At 45.1% G+C, this 21,256-nt stretch carries 16 protein-coding genes; 7 read left to right on the forward strand and 9 right to left on the reverse strand.

Annotated features, from left to right (window positions below):
• Positions 1-359: 359 nt before the first annotated feature.
• Together ACM0OZ_RS21610 and ACM0OZ_RS21615 are read right to left on the reverse strand one after the other, a co-directional pair.
• Complete coding sequence (locus ACM0OZ_RS21610) at positions 360-2,339, reverse strand: DICT sensory domain-containing protein (protein WP_414584874.1); 1,980 nt, start codon at positions 2,337-2,339, stop codon at positions 360-362.
• A 137-nt stretch (positions 2,340-2,476) separates the two neighbouring features.
• Entirely contained in the window at positions 2,477-3,097 is a 621-nt protein-coding gene (locus tag ACM0OZ_RS21615) for a pentapeptide repeat-containing protein (RefSeq protein ID WP_414584946.1), read from the reverse strand.
• Between the two features lie 639 nt (positions 3,098-3,736).
• On the opposite strand from ACM0OZ_RS21615, the gene ACM0OZ_RS21620 reads away from it, so the two are divergent.
• The 5 genes from ACM0OZ_RS21620 to ACM0OZ_RS21640 all read left to right on the forward strand — a co-directional run bounded on the left by ACM0OZ_RS21620 (position 3,737) and on the right by ACM0OZ_RS21640 (position 8,819).
• Entirely contained in the window at positions 3,737-3,991 is a 255-nt protein-coding gene (locus ACM0OZ_RS21620) for a DUF4212 domain-containing protein (RefSeq protein WP_414584875.1), read from the forward strand.
• Positions 3,992-4,000: 9 nt separating this feature from the next.
• Positions 4,001-5,680: a sodium:solute symporter family protein gene (locus ACM0OZ_RS21625; RefSeq protein WP_414584876.1), complete on the forward strand. Its 1,680-nt coding sequence runs from the start codon at positions 4,001-4,003 to the stop codon at positions 5,678-5,680.
• 238 nt (positions 5,681-5,918) lie between these two features.
• On the forward strand, positions 5,919-6,497 hold the full coding sequence (locus ACM0OZ_RS21630) for a hypothetical protein (protein ID WP_414584877.1): 579 nt from the start codon (positions 5,919-5,921) through the stop codon (positions 6,495-6,497).
• An 84-nt stretch (positions 6,498-6,581) separates the two neighbouring features.
• Complete coding sequence (locus ACM0OZ_RS21635; RefSeq protein ID WP_414584878.1) at positions 6,582-7,883, forward strand: TRAFs-binding domain-containing protein; 1,302 nt, start codon at positions 6,582-6,584, stop codon at positions 7,881-7,883.
• Between the two features lie 42 nt (positions 7,884-7,925).
• Positions 7,926-8,819 carry a DUF4231 domain-containing protein gene (locus ACM0OZ_RS21640; protein ID WP_414584879.1) on the forward strand — a complete coding sequence of 298 codons (894 nt, stop codon included), beginning with the start codon at positions 7,926-7,928 and terminating at the stop codon, positions 8,817-8,819.
• A gap of 28 nt (positions 8,820-8,847) precedes the next feature.
• Here the strand turns inward: ACM0OZ_RS21640 and ACM0OZ_RS21645 are convergent, their stop codons facing one another.
• The 7 genes from ACM0OZ_RS21645 to ACM0OZ_RS21675 form a co-directional block, all read right to left on the reverse strand.
• Positions 8,848-10,866: a GUN4 domain-containing protein gene (locus ACM0OZ_RS21645; RefSeq protein ID WP_414584880.1), complete on the reverse strand. Its 2,019-nt coding sequence runs from the start codon at positions 10,864-10,866 to the stop codon at positions 8,848-8,850.
• A complete protein-coding gene (locus ACM0OZ_RS21650; protein WP_414584881.1) occupies positions 10,866-11,957 on the reverse strand; it encodes a hypothetical protein in 1,092 nt (363 codons plus the stop codon). Before ACM0OZ_RS21650 ends, ACM0OZ_RS21645 begins: the two co-directional genes overlap by 1 nt.
• Positions 11,954-12,883 carry an AAA family ATPase gene (locus ACM0OZ_RS21655; RefSeq protein ID WP_414584882.1) on the reverse strand — a complete coding sequence of 310 codons (930 nt, stop codon included), beginning with the start codon at positions 12,881-12,883 and terminating at the stop codon, positions 11,954-11,956. Before ACM0OZ_RS21655 ends, ACM0OZ_RS21650 begins: the two co-directional genes overlap by 4 nt.
• Positions 12,884-12,895: 12 nt before the next feature.
• Positions 12,896-13,333 (reverse strand): hypothetical protein, encoded by a 438-nt coding sequence (locus ACM0OZ_RS21660; protein WP_414584883.1) that lies wholly within the window; start codon positions 13,331-13,333, stop codon positions 12,896-12,898.
• Entirely contained in the window at positions 13,282-13,590 is a 309-nt protein-coding gene (locus ACM0OZ_RS21665; protein ID WP_414584884.1) for a DUF4062 domain-containing protein, read from the reverse strand. The genes ACM0OZ_RS21660 and ACM0OZ_RS21665 overlap by 52 nt, the downstream gene beginning before the upstream one ends.
• A 301-nt stretch (positions 13,591-13,891) precedes the next feature.
• Positions 13,892-15,010, reverse strand: a complete 1,119-nt coding sequence (locus ACM0OZ_RS21670; RefSeq protein WP_414584886.1) for an ABC transporter permease — start codon at positions 15,008-15,010, stop codon at positions 13,892-13,894.
• Positions 15,011-15,110: 100 nt separating this feature from the next.
• Positions 15,111-15,986 carry an Npun_R2479 family HD domain-containing metalloprotein gene (locus ACM0OZ_RS21675; protein WP_414584887.1) on the reverse strand — a complete coding sequence of 292 codons (876 nt, stop codon included), beginning with the start codon at positions 15,984-15,986 and terminating at the stop codon, positions 15,111-15,113.
• A 450-nt stretch (positions 15,987-16,436) separates the two neighbouring features.
• On the opposite strand from ACM0OZ_RS21675, the gene ACM0OZ_RS21680 reads away from it, so the two are divergent.
• Entirely contained in the window at positions 16,437-17,996 is a 1,560-nt protein-coding gene (locus ACM0OZ_RS21680; RefSeq protein ID WP_414584888.1) for an efflux RND transporter periplasmic adaptor subunit, read from the forward strand.
• Between the two features lie 85 nt (positions 17,997-18,081).
• Positions 18,082-21,246 (forward strand): efflux RND transporter permease subunit, encoded by a 3,165-nt coding sequence (locus ACM0OZ_RS21685; RefSeq protein ID WP_414584889.1) that lies wholly within the window; start codon positions 18,082-18,084, stop codon positions 21,244-21,246.
• The last annotated feature ends 10 nt before the right edge of the window (positions 21,247-21,256 follow it).

The following is a 21,256-nucleotide window of genomic DNA, read 5'->3' on the forward strand; positions in this document are numbered from 1 at the left end:
GTAGCTGCCTGTGACAATAGCTCGGTGCCAGGTTAATATTTACAACCATAAAGCCCTCCAACAGATGTCTGGAGGGCTTTTGGTTTGCAATAAAGGGTAGCAAATAGTTTATTTAAAATTTAAATTAGAGAATAAGATAAAAACAAAAGAAATCCCAAAAGGATTCCCGGCTCAGTCAATAAGGGGACTGTTTTGGGAACGACCAGAAATCCTCTGAGACCAGCTTAACACCCATCAAGAACTTAACTGCTTTTGTTTTACCCACACTTCTATCGCAAGAAGGATGTGAATGTAACATTTAGATGTATGCTTGAATACGTTGTCAGCATGAAACCTGTGTAATGAATCCTGCGGATGATCTAAGCGGGTGGAGGTGCGATGGGCAGCGTAAAGTGAAACTCACTCCCCTGATTTTTTCCACCAGAGACAGCCCAAATCTTTCCCCCTAATTTTTGAATAATTTGACGAGAAATTGCTAAACCCAATCCAGTACCACCAATGGTACGTTGCAAGAATCCTTCTTCTTGATAGAAGAGTTCAAAGATTGCTTCTAGCTGACTTGGTTCTATTCCTCGACCTGTATCTGCAATAACCACTTCTAACATTTGAGTATTGTGCTGACTTTGGAAATTCACAACTTCAATACATTCCAGATCTAGAACTCGGGCACGAATTGTCACTGTTCCCTCGGGATTGGTGAACTTGCAGGCGTTGTCCAAAAGTTTCATTAAGACTTCTATGACTCCTTCCCCATCGGCTTGAACCAAAGGTAAGTCAAACGGCAATTCTAAAATAATCTGGGGTAAACTCTTGGGTGATTGATTTTTTTTGAAGCTACTGAGAACGAGATCTAAACTTGCCTGGAGTGAGATAGGTTCAAGTTGCCAGTTCACCCAACCACCCTCTAACCGAGAAAGAGTGAGAAAATCTTGAATCAGCTGACGCATACGCTCTGAATCAGCCAGAGCAGTTTGCAGCATTGACTGCTGGAATTGTAGCGGCATGTCTGGTTCGGTAGCTAAACTTTCCAAGCAAACTTGGATAGTAGACAAGGGAGTCCGCAATTCATGTCCTACAATAGCAATCAGGTTACTTTGGGTACGCTCTAAAGCTGCCAGTTGACGGTTAAGAGTTTCCAGGTTGTTGTATGCTTGAGCTTGTATCAAGGCGACTCCGACTTGGGCGGCGATCGCTTCTACTAATGCTTTGTCCGAATCACTCCAAACTAATGGTTCTACCCCACAGTGATGCAGTTCTAAAATTCCCAACCAGTTTTCTTGATAGCGAATAGGAACCACAAGGAAAGACCGAATCATAAAGCGCTGAAGTTGAGCGCTTAACTCCGGATACACCCGAATACCCAAATCTTGTGTCGTGTCAGCAATGGCAACAGCTCTATCCTCAGCCAAAGCCACTTGAAACAGTTCATGCTTTGCTAAAGACCAAATTTCTCCCTTTAAAGAACGTAGACCATCAGTTACTGCTTCATACTCAATAGGCGCTGGTTGGTCAATTGCATTATAGCGGTAAAGCAGACAGCGGCAAGGACTAAAAACCTCACCGAGTTCCCTCACCGTAATTTGGAAAATCTCTTCTGGGTTGAGAGAGTGGCGGATAGCGGTACTAATCGTATTAATCAGGCGCTCTTGGCGTTCCTTTTTAGTAATGGTACGGTAAGCCTTGAGCTGCTTGTATTGACTGGATTGCAAATACGTCACCAGTCGATCCGTAAACAATCTAGCATCAATTTCCAGTACGCGATCAGATACGGTTTGATTGGAGCTTATCAGAGTTAGACCATAACGTTGCCGCGCTATTTCTACTTTATCAGCCAGTTCCGGTCGATCACCTACAATGCGCTCTAGTAAAAGTCGGGCTGCATGAATACTCACTTCACGCTCAAATGTCCAAATTCCTTGAAACTGTCTTGCCTGGTCTAACGATGCTGCGTCTACTGGGGAAGCGTATTCTTGGCAGACTATGCAAGCGCTATACTGTTGTCCAATAATAATCAGATGCCACTCTTGCGCTAGACTGTCGTTGGGGTCAAAAGGAACTGTAACATAAGGGTCTGAAATTGCCGCAAAATTAGATTCTGGTACAGCTAAGATATATACCTGATCTGTCCGTTGGGCAATTCGCTGATAGCGACGGATCTCCTGACGATAAAAACGCTCCTGCTGAAAATTGGCGATGACTAGCGGCTTATCTGTCCCTACCAGTACCAAGTCTTCCATTGCGTGAGATAGCGCTGTCAAGGAAGCTTTGAAATAAACTTGACAACGTAAATGTGGTGAAAGCTGGAGGACATCGTGCAATAGGGAATTTAAAGTTTTCATCGCTAGTAAACTATGGAGTTCCGTTTTGTTGCCAATTTCCAGTCAAAACGGAGGAGGCGCTCTTAGAGTTTACTCCCCAAAAAATGATACCCCGTAAATTCATTAATGGATGAATAATACCACTGTGCAGGGTGCTGTTAGTTTGCCCTACTTGAAAGTGATTCAGGTAAGTTTGCGCCGATTAAGTTTGCTTCACCCAGATCCACACCATCCAAATTGATGCTGCTTAAGTCGGCATAACACAGGTCGGTTCTTGACAAAATGGCTTTAGTAAAGTTTACTTTATACAAGTCTGCCTTTGTGAGTTTTGTACCCGTCAGGTTTGCCTTGCTTAGGTTGGCTCCTGCCAAGTTAGCACCGCTAAGGTCAGCATAGCGCAAGTCCGCACCTTCTAGATTTGTGTTGCTCAGATCAGCGTAGCGTAAATCAGCTAACCGTAAGTCTGCCTTAGCCAGAGTAGCGTTGTGCAAGTCGGCTTTAAAAAGACTTGCTCGGATCAAATTTGCTTTGCTCAAATTTGCCCAAATCATAAAGCCTTCGCTTAAGTCGGCTCTCCATAGGTTTGCTTCTGCCAAAATCGCTTCACTCAGATTTGAGAATCGCAAATTCGCCGCTGATAGAGTCGCCCCAGTTAAATCCGACCGACTTAGGTTAATTCCAGCTAAACAGATTTCGCTCAGGTGCGCTTGGCGCAAGCTCACTTGCACAAAATCCCTGTTTCCCACCCCGTAGTGTCTTATCAATTCATTAGCATCCATGATATAGACTGCAAAAATTGAAACTTCATAACCTGGATTTGACTGGAGAACCATAGTAAACAATTCAAAATTTAAAATACCCTGCGACAACCTGCTCGGCGTCTACAAAATTCACGCATTGGCACGCGCTACTTCCTGCAATCATCCTGCCAGAATGCTCTCTGTATTAATGTAGAGCAGCCTATCTATCTGGTGATCAGTACATAGTTGTTGGCCTCTGTTGTCTTTTGTGTAATACATGAGCCTGTTTGATTTTTAAACTTTACGTTAATAAATGTAACAAAATATTAAATTTATGAAAACTATCTTAACGCTTTTTTAATCAGTTTTGCTTTTATTAGCCATAATTTTTTTTATATAAAGCTTCCTTATGAGATTGGGTATAGAGTGTGATACCGTTTCCATGTGAAGATGCTTCCGAAAGAACTCCACCGCCTGCGGCACTTCCCCAATACTTTGGGGAGGTTAGGAGGGGTAAAAATAATGTGCAGCTTCATAGAAAATTGGTATGAGGCTTTGACGATTCAAGATACAAAATCATGAATTCAAAAAAATAATTTTGAATTTTGAACTTTTCTAGACCCTAACCTCTACTTCTGGTAGTATTCTTGTTACATTTTTCATGCTTTTACCTAAAAAATGAATCGCGAAAACAGTCGGTCTTATTGGCGTGCAAACACTGCTTTGATTCGCAACCTTTTAATAGTTTGGGCGCTAGTGTCGCTCGTTTTCAGTATTTTGCTGGTGCAACCATTGAATACAATACGTTTTTTTGGCGTACCCTTTGGCTTTTGGATGGCACAACAGGGTTCAATCCTAATTTTTGTAGCGTTGATTTTCATCTACGCCTTTCAAATGGACAAGTTAGACCGCAAGCATAATATCAAAAGGTAAGGAAAAACCATGTCAGTTGAAATTTGGACGATTTTAATAGTTGGACTTTCCTTCCTGCTGTACCTCTACATTGGTTGGCAATCACGAGTTCAAGATAGTAAAGGCTTTTTTGTAGCGGATCAAGGGGTTCCGTCGATTGCAAATGGTGCCGCCACTGCCGCCGATTGGATGTCTGCAGCCTCGTTCATTTCCATGGCGGGGCTAATTAGTTTTATGGGCTACGATGGCTCTATCTATTTAATGGGTTGGACGGGAGGGTACGTGCTGCTGGCATTGTTGCTGGCTCCTTACCTCCGCAAGTTTGGTAAGTATACAGTACCCGATTTTGTGGGAGACAGATACTACTCCAACATTGCCCGTCTGGTAGCAGTTGTGGCAGCCATTTTTGTCTCTCTCACCTATGTTGCTGGACAAATGCGGGGGGTTGGTATTGTTTTCAGCCGCTTCCTACAAGTAGACATCAACACAGGTGTCATCATCGGCATGGTCATCGTGGGCTTTTTTGCTGTACTGGGCGGCATGAAAGGCATCACTTGGACACAGGTTGCACAGTACGTCATTTTGATTATTGCTTACCTCATCCCAGCTATTGCAATTGCTGTCTTGCTCACAGGCAACCCAATTCCCCAATTTGCATTTACCTTTAGTGATATTGCCGACAAGCTGAATCAAATTCAGGTTGACCTTGGGTTTGCACAGTATACTCAACCATTTGTCAACAAGCCCATGCTCGACGTGCTATTTGTCACCATTGCTTTGATGGTGGGAACAGCCGGGCTACCCCATGTTATTGTACGCTTTTATACAGTACCAGATGTGCGTTCAGCACGCTTTTCTGCTGGTTGGGCACTGTTATTCATTGCCATTTTGTATACTACGGCTCCCGCCCTCTCTATGTTTGCCCGTTATAACCTGATTAATTCCCTACACAACCATACAATTGCGGAAGTACAGCAGTTAGACTGGGCAAATAAGTGGGAACGCACGAAGTTGTTGACCTTTGAAGATAAAAACAATGACGGGCGACTACAGTTAACTCCAAAAAAAGACACAAACGAGATTACGATTGACCGAGACATCATTGTGCTTGCCACTCCAGAAGTTGCTAAACTGGCTCCTTGGGTCATTGCTTTGGTAGCGGCTGGGGGATTAGCAGCAGCTTTGTCTACAGCATCAGGACTGTTGCTGGTCATTTCTAGTTCCATAGCCCACGATGTCTACTACCGCATCGTCGATCCGGGAGCATCAGAACAAAAACGGCTGTTTGTCGGACGCTTGATGGTCGGTTTGTCCCTCGTTGGTGCTGGATACTTTGGGGTGAATCCACCAGGTTTTGTCGGTGAAGTCGTGGCTTTTGCCTTTGGATTAGCCGCTTCTAGCTTCTTCCCAGCTATCATCCTGGGTATCTTCGACAAACGCACCAACAAAGAAGGGGCGATCGCTGGTATGGTGATAGGTTTAATCTTCACTATCGCATACATCGTAGGCGTTAAGTTTGGGGGTATGCCAGCTTGGTTCTTTGGGGTTTCTGCCGAAGGTATTGGCACTGTAGGTATGGTGCTAAACTTTATTGTCACCCTTGTCGTGTCTCGTCTCACGCCACCTCCTCCAGCAGAAATTCAGGCGCTGGTGGAGAATTTACGTAGCCCAGATATTGAGGAAACGCAACCAATTAGGACTGTGCATTAGTCAAAAGTAAAACTCTACCCCCAACCCATCCCCGTATATGGGGATGGGTGCTTTTGTTGCCATGTAGATGAGAGAAACACACAATAATACTAAGTTGCATTCAAAAACCTCACCCCGCCCTCCGGGCACCCCTCTCCTTGCTAAGGAGAGGGGCGGGGGGTAGTTGCAGCTATGAACGCAACTCGGTATAAGCTGTGAGAAAGTTAGTAAAAGTTTTACCTATGGAGGATATGTTCTAGTGATTATTGTTGCATTGGCAGGTCGTCGTATTGATGCCCCAAACACCCAGAAACCTAGCTTTCCATTGGAGAATACGGAAAAAGTTCGCAGGTGTATCAGTGAGTTATTCACGAAGTATCAAATATCTTCGCTTGTCTGTTCTGCGGCTTGCGGTGCTGATCTTCTCGCTTTGGATGCTGCGGGAGAGTTGGGATTACGGCGTCGTGTTGTCCTGCCTTTTGAGCGCGATCGCTTTCGCGAAATCTCAGTCACAGATCGCCCTGGGAATTGGGGCGCATTGTTTGATCGCATCTGTAGTGAAGTGGAAGCAGCAGGAGATCTGGTGATTCTCCATAAGAATGATCAAGACGAAGGTGCTTTTCTGGCTGCAAATCAGGCAATTATTGAGCAGGCGCAATCACTTGCTTCTAGTACCAACAAGCACAGAACAGGTGAGAACAGTTTTGAAGATAAAATTCTTGCGGTGATTGTGTGGGATGGGAAACCTCATGGTGAAGGTAAAGCAGATATGACAGCGGCATTTATGGATGAAGCCCGTAAGCATGGGTTTCCAGTTGCCGAGATAGCAACCTTATAAGTTGGTTAATATCAGCAATATTAAGGGGGAATAATATACATAATGAGAACATCTAGCTTGATGTAAAGACAACGAGGGCGATACATGATGGCTCGCATTAAAGTTTTAATCAGTCATTACCATGAAGAGAGAGCTTTAGCTGATGCATGGAAAGAACTTCTTAAAAGTACTTCTCTAGGTGTCATCGAAGCTTGGTACTCAAGTGACTCTCATGCTGCTGGTGGCATGACTATTGGTATTGAGTGGCGCGATCAGCTACACGAAAAACTTGCCGAGAGCAATTTCATTCTGGCAATCCAGACTCCAACAAGTGCCGGTCGTCCTTGGGTGATGTGGGAGTGTGGAGTTGCAAGTGGAATCGACAAAGAGCGTGGAATTATTCCTATCATCTACTCAATGAAACCAGGTGAGTTGGCAAATCCGATTTCTTCCTACCAACTGTATCAAGGTGAAGATGAGAATCAAGTGCGCCAGGTTTGTGAGCGATTAACTATGGCAGCAGATCTCCACCCTGAGGCTCATGTTTATACTGAACCTTTAAAGAGGTATTTCAACGCGATTAAATTGTATCGTCCCCGGAAGGCTATACATCCAGAGCAAATAGAAATATGGCGCGATCGCTTTGAAAAGTTGATTCAATCAGGGCGAGTCAACGAAATTTTTGCTATGCGCCAACAGATGTATGCATCCCTAGGAAAGCCTTTTAACCCTGTTGATCCATCTGTTCATGAGTTGTTGAGTAAGATTTTGTTAGATCAAGGATACTTCCAGGATGTAATTGAGGAAGTAGATTATGCTCTCAAATTACTTGATGGGGATACCGTTTTGCTTTACCGCAAAGCGTTAGCGCTCGTTGAACTCCACAACCTACCAGAAGCAAAGACTGTTATCGATGAAATTATTTCTCGGAACGAAACACTTCGTTTAAACTCAGAGTTTGCCTCGTTGCAAGGCAGGTTCTATCGGGAACAGTGGAAATTAACTGACAATCCGCAAGATTTGGATGCTGCAATTGAGGCTTATTACCGTGCCTACCAAGCAGACAAAACACAATATTACCCTGGGGTTAATGCTGCAACGCTTTCTTTAACCAAGGGTGATACTGAGCTTGCTACACAGATTTTTCAAGATGTTCTGAAAGTTTGTCAGCAGCTTCAGCAGCAACAAATTGTATCTTACTGGGTTGATTTTACGGTTGGCGAAGTCTATCTTGGTCTTGGAGATGTAGAAGCTGCCATTGCAGAATATAAAAAGGGTTTGAGTCGAACTCCACCACCACCATCACGGGATCGAAATTCAGCCTTGAAAGGAGTTCGCAGAGTAGTAAATGCAAAGAAACTGCCTAATGAAAACGTCACCAATATCGAGGCAATTTTAAAGCAATAGATGCTGTTTTAGCTATATTTATATTAACTTATTAACTGAAAAATGAGTCAGGTTAACGGTATCAAAAATTCAGATTTTCCCGCTTTATTCAACGCAGCAGACGAAGCTTCTCTGTCAGCACAACGAAAGTATTTGCTGCTTATAAGGTCAGACTTAGCAATCTTGGTTGTTAGTGCTTTGATGTCCTCATGGAGTCCAAATGGATCTGATCCTTTAGCCATTCCTAGTGCTATCTTGACATCTGTAGGTATATTTATCACTTATGTGCTATCTTCATCGAAACACGAGCGAGTTTGGTTTGATGCTCGTGCGGTAGCTGAGTCTGTCAAAAGCCTTGCATGGCGATATATGACGGCGTCTGAGCCGTTTCCTTCCTCATTAACTAACCAAAATTTGGACGAAAAGTTTCTTGAACAACTCGACCAAGTGTTGAAAGCAAGACAAGATATTGCCTCGGAGTTAAGTACTGAGACTTCAACAACGCCTCAAATCAGCGAGACGATGAGACAGATAAGACTGCTACCCACGAGCGATCGCCGAGACATTTATCTTCAATATCGGGTGAGGGATCAACGCGACTGGTATGGCGGGAAAGCCAGATATAACCGCAAAGCGAGAACAAAGTGGTTTAATGCAATGATCGTTGCCCAAGCACTTTCACTCGTCTCTGCCATCTTGCATACTGTATTTCCTAATATACCCGTGAATACAACTGGTTTCTTTGCTGGTTTGGCAACAGCTTTTCTTTCTTGGTTGCAGGTAAAAAAACACCAAGACTTGAGCCAATCTTATGCCCTTGCAGCTCAAGAGTTAGGATCTGTTGAGAGCTTAGGGTGCTATGTGACATCGGATGAATTATTGTCAAAGTTTGTTTCTCAGGCTGAGGATGTTATTTCTAGAGAACACACTCTTTGGGTAGTTAAACGTAGCGGTTGAAGAGCTTTCACTACAGAAAAGAGAGGACTTACAAATCTCGACGTGAGAGAAGAGACAAGAACAGCCATTTTCTGCTTCCTGTAGGCTCCACAACCTGCCCACGTTTCAAACGCTTTCCATACATGGCAGGGAGATGTCCAGGGAGGGCATTTATGCTGAAGGAGAGTTCTGCCCACTTCCGCCATTCTTTGTTACTTCTTTTACGCCAGCCGACCCGCTCACAAAACCTTTCGTAATCAGCTTCAGTTTCTCCTCCATAGATTGCCCACCAAATATTTTTTTGTACACTAAAGCCAAAACGCGCACGGCTATATTCTACCCAAAGCAGATCGATTGTGCGTAAGTCATTAGAGGGAAATTGTTCGATAGATTCGAGATCAAGCCAGCCTTCTTTTTCTCTCGCGGCTACTTTAAGCATGAGAGCGAAAGTTTCTTCATCTGCTTTTTTCCAATTACCTGCCTTCAAGAAATCCCGCAGCCGTGTGTAGTCTACTCGCTTGTTAGAACTGGGGTCATCCTGCCCGCTTTGTTCCTCATCAATGGACGTCCCCAGCATCTGTTCGCCAAACTTCTGCAAAGCTAGGTTGCCGGGATTTTCTTTAAGAGCAGCAGTTAGTAGCTCTTCCAGTTGCCCTTCAGCTGCAGCCCATTTAATCAGTGTAAATACAACAAGGGAGTAATTTTCACCTGTTGCGATCGCGTCCAGATTCTGATCTAACCGGAAGCTAACCATCTGCCCCAGTCCTGCTTTATTAGGAAATGCACTGAGGAGTGCGCTATGGAACTGCTTAAATTGCGCGCCGGTTAGCGGTACTATTGTCTCTGGCTTCTTCCCAGTAATGCCCGAGACCAGCATAACCATCGGAGCATTATAAACACCCCTGTGTTCCCGCCGAAAATCCACCCCAAGTCTGTCTTGAAGGAAAATTGGGAGTTTAGGCTGCAGCGGGGCATCAGGAAGCAGCACGGGAATAACAGGACACTTTCGTCGCTTAAATTCACGCAAAATACCATATATTTCATCTTCTTGCCAAGGACCAATACCACTCTTACCAACAAAAACTGCTGCTGATTTGATGTGAGCAATTTGCTTTTCTAGTTCCGACTGCCAAGGAGAACCAGGCCGTAGCTCCCACTCATCCAGCCATGGTTCAATCTTATATTCGTACTTTAATTGCTCTGCAATTTTTCTGACTGCTTCCTTATCTACGCTATTGTGGCAAAGAAAGACATCGAATTGGGGTTCTTCCACCGGCTCTGCGACTTTTAGCGGTTCTTCCACCGGCTCCGCCACTATATGAGTTGCAATACTACGATCGAGCATTTGCATCACCTCGTCTGGCGATGGTAGGGAAACATCACCAATGCGAGGAGATTGATCTGTTGGTCCAACAGCCTCTAATATACGAGACGCACCTGCCCAGTCACCAGCAGCTAACTTCTCTACACCAGCAGCATATAGCAGTACCTTCTCTTCCGCAATCAGCGGGGTAGCCAATACTTGGGTTAAACTTGCAATCCGAACTGTCTCATCCCGATTGGCTGATTCCAATCCTTCACGTAAAGCCAAAGCTAAGGATTGAGCAGCATCTTTGGGGCGTGCGTAGGCAAGAGCAACCCATTGCTGTGCTCTCAGAAAATCAAGTATCTCAGGAGACTTGGTCAGCTTTATAGCTCCCTCAGCATATGCCAACAGAAACTCTCCAATCAGAACAACACGAGACGGACCAAATTCTGGGTCGCTCTTCAGTTCTTCCAGCAGAAGATCGCGGACATCTGGGAACATTTCGTATAGATCTCTGCCTACTTCTCTGCACAGAGGCGAAAGTAGTAGGTCAGCTTCGGCAATCAATGGTGCAGCGCTTGCAAAGTTAATGCGAATCAAGTGGACAATTTCTGGGGTAAGACCGAGTGGTAAAGCCGCGTGCATCGCGAGTATCGTATGAGGTTCGCCAAAGCGACGTGCAAATGCTACCACCCGCTGATAAGCGTCGTCGGTACAGAGCGGGTCTAGCAGTGTAATTGCATTGGTATCCTCTGGTGACATCAACTGACTCTGCCTCGCAGTACATTGATCGCCGCGTCAAGTCCGGGACGGTCAAGCGTAAACATGGGCACCATACACTTTTGGTGGATAGCATCAGCTGTTGTGCTTGCCCAACGGATTTCAGCGACTGGATTTACCCAAGCAATGTTAGGTGTGAAACGCTTAAGTAATTGTACAAAACGTAGAGTTTGTTCGACACGATGTTGATTATAATTGCCACGTGCTGCGCCACCGTCACTGATAATGAGAACTCCAGGCTCAGTCAGATGTCTCATAGTTTTTTCTAAGGACTGAGGGAGGTTCAGCGAGGGTTCACTGTAAAGACAGTCAGTAGGAATGTTGTGGAAGAACAGAATAGAAACCTTGGCTAAGCCGCTGTACTTTAGCGAGTCTAACAATGGTTGGGTAATCCGCCGGAAAGGAACCATTGACCCGCCTTCATCTTGAAGAATCAGCATATGAGCCAGATTACAGCGACGGGGAACGAGTACTGGTTTCACAAGTATACCCTGGCGGTGCATTTGCTCAATGGTAGCCAGGACATCAAGCTCGACAGGTGAACCAACTCGTTGCATACGACGGTAGTAACGCCAAGCACGTTTCATCTGCCGCTTTGTCACAGGCAACTTACCAATCAAATCAAAATGATGATTTCGTTGTCTTGTCTGTCCTACTGGTACTGAGATGCCAACATTCCTGGGTGCTTGTCCGAAACTAAATGCAGAGTCAATAGCACTATTGGTTTGTGTCTCTGTCTGCGTCGCAGTAGACGAACCTTGTGATGCTTTGTTTAAATCTTGAGTGTGCTGCAACTGATTTAAAACATCTTCTGGGAAGAAAAGCTGCTCAATTTCGTCCTCAGTCAGCTTCTTTGGTAGTACAGTATCAAGTACATCAGTGACTTGTTCTTGCTCCTCCAGGGATTTCGCCCATAATGTCCGGCACATGAAACCAAGCTCTTCTCGTGAGCCGATACCAAACCCCTGAGCTAGCGCTTCTAATACAAGCAGATAATCCGGCAGACCAAGAGCAAAACCACGCCGTTGCAACTCTAAGAATACATCAAGTAAAGGTAGTGATTGAGAAGTCATACAGCAGATTCTTGAGCTTGCCGTGCTAGTTGCTTTAAGTCTTGCTCATGTTTGAAGAGGACTTGCCAGTGTGGTAAATCAGTCAGTTTTTTATTTTTGTCTAGTGCCTTTATATCTATGCCCCAATGGTACAGGATACGCACCCAATCTATCAACTCACTAGTTGCAGGTTGCTTGCGGAAACCTTCTATAGTTCGGATCTCCTTAAGGCGCTCAACAGCTCGTTCAACCAATCGAGAATTTAGTTTTAAATCTGCTGTGTTAAGATGTACTATCTCTCGCAGTTGTTCGTCTTCTGGAAAATCAATATAGTAAAACAAGCAACGGCGGAGAAAAGCATCGGGGAGTTCTTTTTCATCATTACTGGTGATCACAATAATGGGCGATCGCTCGGCTAAGTAAGTTTTTTGATATCCCGCCTTGCGGTCATCATCGCTTAACTCGCTTTCGTCTAACTCCTCTATAGTAAATTTTTTTTCATCGAGTTCGCGCAGCAAATCGTTAGGAAAATCTATATCAGCTTTATCAATTTCGTCTATCAGCAACACGCATTCATTTTTGCTGCGAAGTGCTTCTCCTAGTGGACCAAATCGAATGTAAGGGGTCAGTTTTTGAGCTTTAGAATTCTGCATTTGGGCATCTTGAAGCCGACGCACAACATCAATTGTGTAGAGTCCGTCCTTTGCCCGAGATGTAGACTTGACGTACCACTCGTAAAAGTTATCTTGGAGACCGAGTTCGTGGGCGATCGCTTTAGCTAGACGTGTTTTTCCGCAACCGGGAACACCTTTAACAAGTAATGGTCGCTTGAGAACAATTGCCATATTCACGGCTTTTACCAATTCAGGGTCTGCGCGATATGGAAAACGATTATTTGGATCGCCATCAGGGGGCAAACCTTTTCCCTGGTATCGGTTGATATTCATTCTACAGACTCCTTAGCCAACCCAAATAGAATTATCGTGTAGCAGCTTATTGTATAGTCCTTCCGGCTTACCTTCAGTTTCCTTCATAAGTGTTTCTGCTAGTACCAAAGCATCATTTGGCGATCGCCATTTGTACAGCCAAGAAGTTAGTTCCTTCTCGGTAAATTCCTTAAGTTCAGCTAACTTGATTGGACGCATGGAATCGATTTCTGAGTCATCATCCATTGCTAGTGGACTTTGCACAAATGCTTCCCACTCAGGCAAGATAGTCTGTTCCAAAGTTAATAAAATGACCAATCTGTGCTGTGTTGGTTTTTTCAAAACGGAAACAGTAGGATGCCAAAAATCCTTAATAAAACTTAGTAAAGAACCATTGAAGCGTTGAATCTCAGTAATTTCTAAGATAACATCACTAGTTTCCAAACCATCGGCTTTTTGCCCAGCACCCAATCGAATTCAGCTTCAGTGATGGACTTGCCTAGTTTCTCAGGAACCCACCCATATCGATAAGCGTAAATTCCTAAATAATGCGTGCTATCCTGCTCTATCTTCTTGCGGCATACCTCCACTGGGTCTAAGTATTCAGTATCCCAGGTTTCCATAGTTACAGGGACAGCGTCGCTGAGATGTACTGCATTGATAGCACACGGTCTACAATCTTGGCTAAGGTCTTTACAAGTAGCGCTGACAAATACGTAAACAGTCATTCCGTGTAAACTTTGCTAATTATGAGGGTAGCTAGTCAGATTTAGACTTGAGCGCTAATTATGCTAATTAATAATACTCTTAATAATTATGGCGTGTTTAAGACTGAACTTGAGACTCATCAAGTCTTTAACAGCAGCCTGCAAATTCTACATACTCCCCTGAAGACGAAAGATGAGAGAAACTAACTCTCATCTTCCGTTAAAGTTTACCTACCTAAAAATATGTATGAAGCGTGTAAGATGCAACCTTGAATGTGACAACAGATGACGTTGCTTATTTACATTTTGAGTTTTTCAAAATCTACCTCTGCAAACTACGCGGATCGAGTGCATCCCTTAGCCCATCACCCAGTAGGTTGAAAGCCAACACCGTGAGAATAATCAACACAGCGGGAGGCCAAATTAGCCAAGGTTGCAACACCAAAATAGAAGCGTTCGTAGCCAAAGACAACATATTACCCCACGAGGGGTCTGGTTGTTGAATTCCCAAGCCGATGAGACTGAGTACCGCCTCTGCCGCAATAAAGCTAGGAACGGCAAGCGTAGCGGAGATAATGATATAAGTGGCGGTTTGCGGTAATACGTGACGGACGATGATGTAAAGTGGATTAGCACCCATTGCTTTTGCCGCTTGGACATATTCTCGCTCTTTAAGAGACAGGACTTGTCCGCGAATCACTCGTGCTAATCCTGCCCAACTGATAAACGAAGTAATCACGACTATCAGCAAAAAGCGTTGGGTACTCGATAATCCTGGCGGTAAGACTGCGCCTAAGGTCACCAAAAGATAAATACTGGGAAAAGTCATTAGCACTTCGGCTAGGCGCATAATAACGCTGTCAGTCCATCCACCGAAATACCCAGAAATTCCTCCAATCAACATCCCCAACGGAAAGGTGAGGGCAACTCCGATAATACCAATAAATAGACTGATGCGACCGCCATGCAGCAAGCGACTTAATTGATCCCGACCTTGGTCATCTGTACCTAAAAGGTTAAACTTTGCGTCACCGGCAGCACCAAACAAATGTATATTTAACGGGATACCACCAAATATTTCTACCTCATCCCATTTTGGGGGTAGAGGTAAACTCGTCTGCAACAAACGATACTCCGGTCCAGTGACAAATAGCCTGAGGGGAGAGGGCTTTTTGAAGTCTACAATAATTTGGCGATCGCCCGTTTTTAAATCTGTGTCTCCCTGAGTTGTTGGATAAATGTGAGGACCAATGAACTGTCCTGTTTGTTGAGAAACCCAGTAAACACGAGTTGGTGGCAATAGAGAACCATTTGGTTGTGAGGCGTAAGGGTTGTAAGGGGCGACAAAGTCCGCTGCAATCACTGCCACATAGAAAACCAAAAGTAAAATTGCCCCAAATCTTGCCAAAGGATTTTTCTTGAGTCGATGCCACCAATTCATAGGACTTATAAATTATGAGTTATAAATTATGGATATAAATTATGAATTAAGAATTATGAATTATGAAATCTAAGCATTCATAATTCATAATTCTTAATTTTTAAGCGCGGAGTTTTTCAAGGAGATACAAAGGTTCTTCCTGAGGTTTTTCGTGTTCTACGACAAATACATTCGAGTAGAGATTAGCAATAATTTGCTTTCCCTGCTGTGTTAAGGAAATGTAGCGCAATGCATCCTTGATATAAGGATAAACGACATTCCAGTAGAATTTGGCATAATTCTTGCGTAAGTCGCCAGGGGTTTCATAACCCAACACGCGATTCGTCCCAGTCTCTTCAAATTCGTAAAACAAAGAAGTAATCTTTTTTAAGTAACGCGGGTCACTTAATTGTCCAATCAAATCAGCCGCACGCACTAAGCCTGCAAAATTATTTGTATCTTGATGGTCTTCTGCGGCTGGTACTGGAAACCGAGTTAACTCAATATTGCTCTTAATCACCTGTGAATCTATCAATTTATGCCCACCAAAACGCTCATCTATGAACAGTTTGGCTCTGTCTACATGATATGGTGTGAGACTGGCATCAGAAGCTCCAGGAGGAAGAGGAATCATTTTCCCATCTTTACCAGTGGCATACAAACCTTCCTCCTCTCGGTCTTGTCGGCAAACTCCTTTGACATAACCAATATCATGACACACCAAGGAGATCATAAAATGCAACCAGTCTTCACTGGAAACACCTCCTTCACGGATATGTTTGCCGCGTAAAATTTCTTGTCCAACCAGCGTGACTAAGATAGAGTGTTCTACATTATGATACAGGGCGTCACTATTAGCAATGTTTTCCAAAGCCATATTGCCCGCCCAAGCGATAATATCTTGGTAATCGTTTTTTAAGCAGCCGTAGGTGCGCCGATAACCTTCGCGAATTTGAGCGACAAACGCATCAATTAAAATTTCGGTGGCATTAAACATAGTAGTTAGTCAAAGTTGTATACTAAATTATTGATTGTTGGTTTATCTCAAAGAAAGCATAATCGGTAACTGTTGGAAGTTCACCAGAATGCTAATAAGTCGTTGTAGCTCTTTATAATGGAAACATTAGGTGCTAGCAGGATGTGTAAGCCTGATGTTCCAAATCTTTACGACTTTAGCATAAGATAAGCCGTAGTTTGTCACTGATGAACAGGCTGAAAGCATTATCGATGTAGAGCTTCAGCCAAAAGCAAGCTTTTCTTTCGTATCTCCCCATCACCCAATAGCGCGAAGCTTCTCCCGTACCAGGACAAAATGGTGACGATAGTCATGGGTATATTTTGGGAATAATGCAACAAAATGCGTCATATTTAATATACAGTAATCAATTGTAAACTTTCTTAAGCATAACTGCCTATTAATGCTTGGGCAGAAAGTGGAGGCACAACTGTGGGTGAGGAAAGTTTTTCAGAACTAGAGGTAGAAGAACCAGTGGCGTTTGAAGACGCTAATTGGCAGAAAAAAGAAGTGTATAGAAGGCGACGTTCATGGCTGGTACCACTGGTAGTAGGTACTGGCTTGGGAGTTGTCATCGCCTTAGGGGGAATGCGTGTACTGAGTCAGCGTGCACCTGGGAATACAACAGTATCTGAAAATAAATCAGCACAAAAAGTTGCGCCAACGATGACAGTCACCGTCGCCCTAGCAGAAACGACTCGTGTAGCTAGAACCCTCAGCGTTACGGGGACTGTCGCAGCACGCGATTTGACTCCAGTTTTGCCTCAAGCGAACGGCTTGCAAATCAAAAAAATTCTCGTGAATGTAGGAGATGTTGTCAAAGCAGGTCAAGTGATCGCAGTGCTGGATAATTCCTTACTGCAAGACCAAATTAGGCAAGCAAAAGCGGATGTGGAAGCAAAGCAGGCAGATGTTGCTTCAAAGCAGGCGGACTTGGCATCAAAGCAGGCAGGTGTGACATCAAGTCAGGCAGGTGTGACATCAAGTCAGGCGATCGTCCAGCAAAAACAAGCAGACTTGGCTCAAGCACAGGCAAAGTTACGAGATGCCGAAATCAATTTCAAACGCACTCAAGAACTTGCAGATCAAGGGGCGATTAGCCGACAGCAGTTGGATACTGCTACCACAAATTTGGTAACAGCAACAGAAGGGGTGCGCCTTGCCCAAGCAAATATCAAAAGCGCTGAAGCCAATGTCCTTAGTGCAAGAGCGAATATTGGTAGTGCCCAAGCGAGTGTCAAGATTGCCGAAGCGAATATCAACAGTACCCAAGCAAGTGTCAAAAGTAGTGCCGCCAAGGTGGAACAACTGAAAACTCAGTTAGGACAAACAATAGTTCGCGCCCCAGTTTCAGGTGTAGTGGCGGAGAAACTAGCAAGAGTGGGAGATGTGACCGGTGTACCACCACAAACACAGATAGCAACTGTGGTTGGTGGAACACAAAAGCTATTTTCGATTATTCAAGATGGGAAGTTGGAATTGCAAGCCCTCGTTCCCCAAGTTCAACTACCACAGGTAAAAATTGGCTCATCTGTGCAAGTCACCTCTGATGCAGATAGCCGCGTACGCTTGCAGGGGCAAGTCAGAGAAATAGAACCTGTGGTGAATCAGCAAAGACGTGAGGCGACGGTAAAAATTGATTTACCGCAGACCAACTTGTTCAAACCAGGAATGTTTGCCCGTGCTGCGATTACCACCGTAACCACAAAAAGCTTGGCGGTTCCTCAAAAAGCTGTGCAGCCTCAACCAGATGGGACTGCAATTGTATTCATGCTATCAGGTGTAGACGCGCAAAGCACCGGTTCGCGCCGGGAAGACACAGTTCGCGCCCAGAAAGTAGAAGTAGGAGAAATTCTTGTTGGTGGTAGGGTGGAAATCAAAAATGGTTTGAAACTAGGCGATCGCGTGGTGGTTGACGGTGCTGGATATATCAAAGATGGCGACAAAGTGCGAGTCGTTAATAGTCAACAGCCAATAGTCAACAGCCAATAGTCAACACTTTTGACTCTATAGCTCATGTACAGACGCGCCATGGCACGTCTCTACAACTGATAACTGATAACTGATAACTAGTTCCATGTCCTTCAATATTTCAGCTTGGTCGATAAAAAAACCTGTTCCAACGATAGTTATATTCTTAATTTTGACGGTAGTGGGTTGGTTTTCCTTCACTTCCTTAGGGATTGATACCAACCCAAATATTGATATCCCTAGGGTATCGGTTACAGTAACACAACCAGGAGCAGGTCCTGCGGAACTCGAATTCCAAGTAACGAAAAAAATTGAAGATGCCGTTGCTGGATTGGGTAATATCGATGAACTGCGATCGACAGTTACCGATGGTAGCTCCACGACTACAATAAATTTTGTTTTGGGGACAAACACGGATCGCGCCACCAACGACGTTCGTAACGCTGTGGCGCAAATTCGCCAAAACCTCCCCCAAGACATCAACGACCCGATAGTCAAGCGCGTGGAATTTTCCGGGGGTCCGATTATGACCTACGCGGTGAGATCCGACAAGCGTTCCGTAGAAGAATTGAGTAACTTGGTTGACCAAACCATTAGCCGCGCTTTGTTAGCTGTCACGGGAGTAGCACAAGTTAAGCGAGTGGGTGGAGTTGACCGGGAAATTCGCATAAACCTTGCGAGCGATCGCTTGCAGTCGCTGGGCATCACCGCCACCCAAGTCAACGACCAAATCCGCGCTCTTAACATTAACTTACCAGGCGGACGTGCTGAAGTTGGCGGTAGCGAACAAACTATCCGCACCCTAGGAAGCGCCCCTAATGTAAATGTTTTAAAAACCTACGAAATCGTCCTGCCAAATGGTGGTTCCGTCCCCTTGTCCAGCCTAGGAACGGTAGAGGATAGCTATGGCGAAGTGCGACAAAGCGCACGCTTAAACAACCAACCTGTCGTGGCGTTCCAGGTGTTGCGTAGCACTGGCAGCGTTTTGGTGACAGTGGAACAAGGAGTGAAGGAAGCGGCAGCACAACTGCAAAAAACACTCCCGCCAGATGTGAAGCTGGAATTAATTTTTACCAGAGCAACTTTCGTGGAGGACTCTTACGAAAGCACTATTGATGAATTGATCCAAGCATCGCTGCTGGCGGTGATAGTCATCATGCTGTTTTTGCGAGACTGGCGAGCAACATTAATTACAGCGGTAGCCCTGCCGTTGTCAATCATTCCCACCTTTGCGGTGCAGCAAGCGCTCGGTTACACGCTCAACAACATGACTTTGTTGGGATTAGCACTGGCGGTGGGTAACTTGGTGGATGATGCCGTCGTGGAAATTGAAAACATGGAACGGCACATGGCAATGGGTAAATCACCTTGGGAAGCTGCTTTTGACTCGTCTGACGAAGTGGGTCTAGCAGTGATAGCAAGTGCGGCAACAATTATTGCCGTGTTTATGCCTGTTGCCTTTATGGGCGGTGTTCCGGGTCAATTTTTCCAACCTTTTGGACTTACCGTTGCCGTTTCGACGATTTTCTCAACCTTAGTAGCGCGGATGGTGACGCCGATGATGGGGGCGTATCTGCTTAAGGATAAGCATGGGGAGCAGGGGAAGATGGGGGAGATAAGGGAGATAAGGGAGCAATATCCCCCTCATCCTCCTCATCCCCCTCATCTTCTCCACTCCCGGCGGCGCTTTCAACCCTATAAATCCCTGCTGAAGTGGGCAATCAGCCACAGGTTAACAACCTTGGGTATTGCGATCGCTTTCTTCATTGCCAGTTTGACGCTGGTTCCGTTAATCCCTAAGGGATTAGTTGATGGTGGTGATATTGGAATTTCCTTCATTACTGTAGAATTACCTCCCGGTTCCACCATAGAAGATACCAACAAGGTTGTGTCGCAAGCGACCAACCTCGTGCGGCAAAACCCGAATGTGATCAGCGTGCTGGCTACAGAACAGGTAAATGCTGCTACTCTCACCGCCAAACTCAAACCTAAAGAAGAACGGAAAATTTCTCAAAAGGAGTTTGAGCAGCAAGTGCGTCCGCAGTTCCAGGAAATTGCGGGAGCGAAAATTAGTTTTGAAAGTGCGGGAGCAGTTGGCGGTCTTAAAGATTTAACCATACTTCTGCGGAGTGAAAATCCGGAAGCGTTGAATCAAGCGGCTGCTGCAGTAGAAAGGCAGATGCGGACGATACCTGGATTGGTGGAAGTGTCTTCTAGTGCGAGTTTGGTGAAACCAGAGATTGTGGTGGTACCCGATCCGCAGCGGGCTGCAGATTTGGCAGTGACAGTGGAATCAATTGCCCGTACTGCGTCTCTCGCAACGATAGGAGACACCGATGCCAATTTGGCGAAGTTTAATTTGAGCGATCGCCAAATCCCCATTCGTGTGCAAATTGACCCCAAAGCGCGTGAAGATATCAACACGATCAAAAATCTCCAAGTCAAGAGTCAAAATGGCAGCTTGGTTCCCCTCCTAGCAGTGGCAGATATCCGCTTTGGCAGCGGTCCTGCGACCATTAACCGCTATGATCGCTCTCGTCAAGTTTCCCTAGAAGCAAATTTGCAAGGCATTTCCTTGGGAGATGCACTCAAAGCAGTGCAACAGCTACCAGCCATGCAAAACTTGCCGCCTGCAGTCAAACTGCAAAACTCTGGTGATGCCAAGATTATGTCTGACATCTTTGGTCGCTTTGGTGGCGCAATCGGGCTAGCACTCATGTGTATCTACGCCATTCTCGTCCTGCTGTATAACAACTTCTTGCATCCCTTGACAATTATGGCGGCTTTGCCCTTCTGTTTGGGTGGCGCACTGGTAGCGTTGATGGTTGCTCAAAAAGCCTTGGGAATATATGCCCTGATTGGTATCGTCCTGTTGATGGGCATTGTGACGAAAAACTCGATTCTGTTGGTGGATTATGCAATTATTAACATACAAGAAGGCAAAACCCAACGTCATGCGCTTCTAGAAGCTGGGGTGTCGCGTTTGCGCCCGATTATGATGACTTCTCTCGCAACGATCGCCGGTATCGTTCCCCTTGCTTTGGGAATTGGTGCCGGTGCGGAAGTCCGCCAACCGATGGGTATTGCAATCCTGGGAGGTTTCACAACTTCTACCCTGCTGACGCTTGTAGTCGTGCCGGTGTTGTTCTCTTACGTTGACGACTTTCAAAGCTGGATTCTAGATGTCGCGAAATACGGCTTTGGCAAGAAACGGCGGCGCAAAATTGCTGAAGAAAATGGAGTGGTGAGGAATCTGCCACCGACTGGTTGAAATGGGCAAA

This window comes from Scytonema sp. PCC 10023 (assembly GCF_963920835.1).
Lineage (GTDB): Bacteria > Cyanobacteriota > Cyanobacteriia > Cyanobacteriales > Nostocaceae > Kalymmatonema.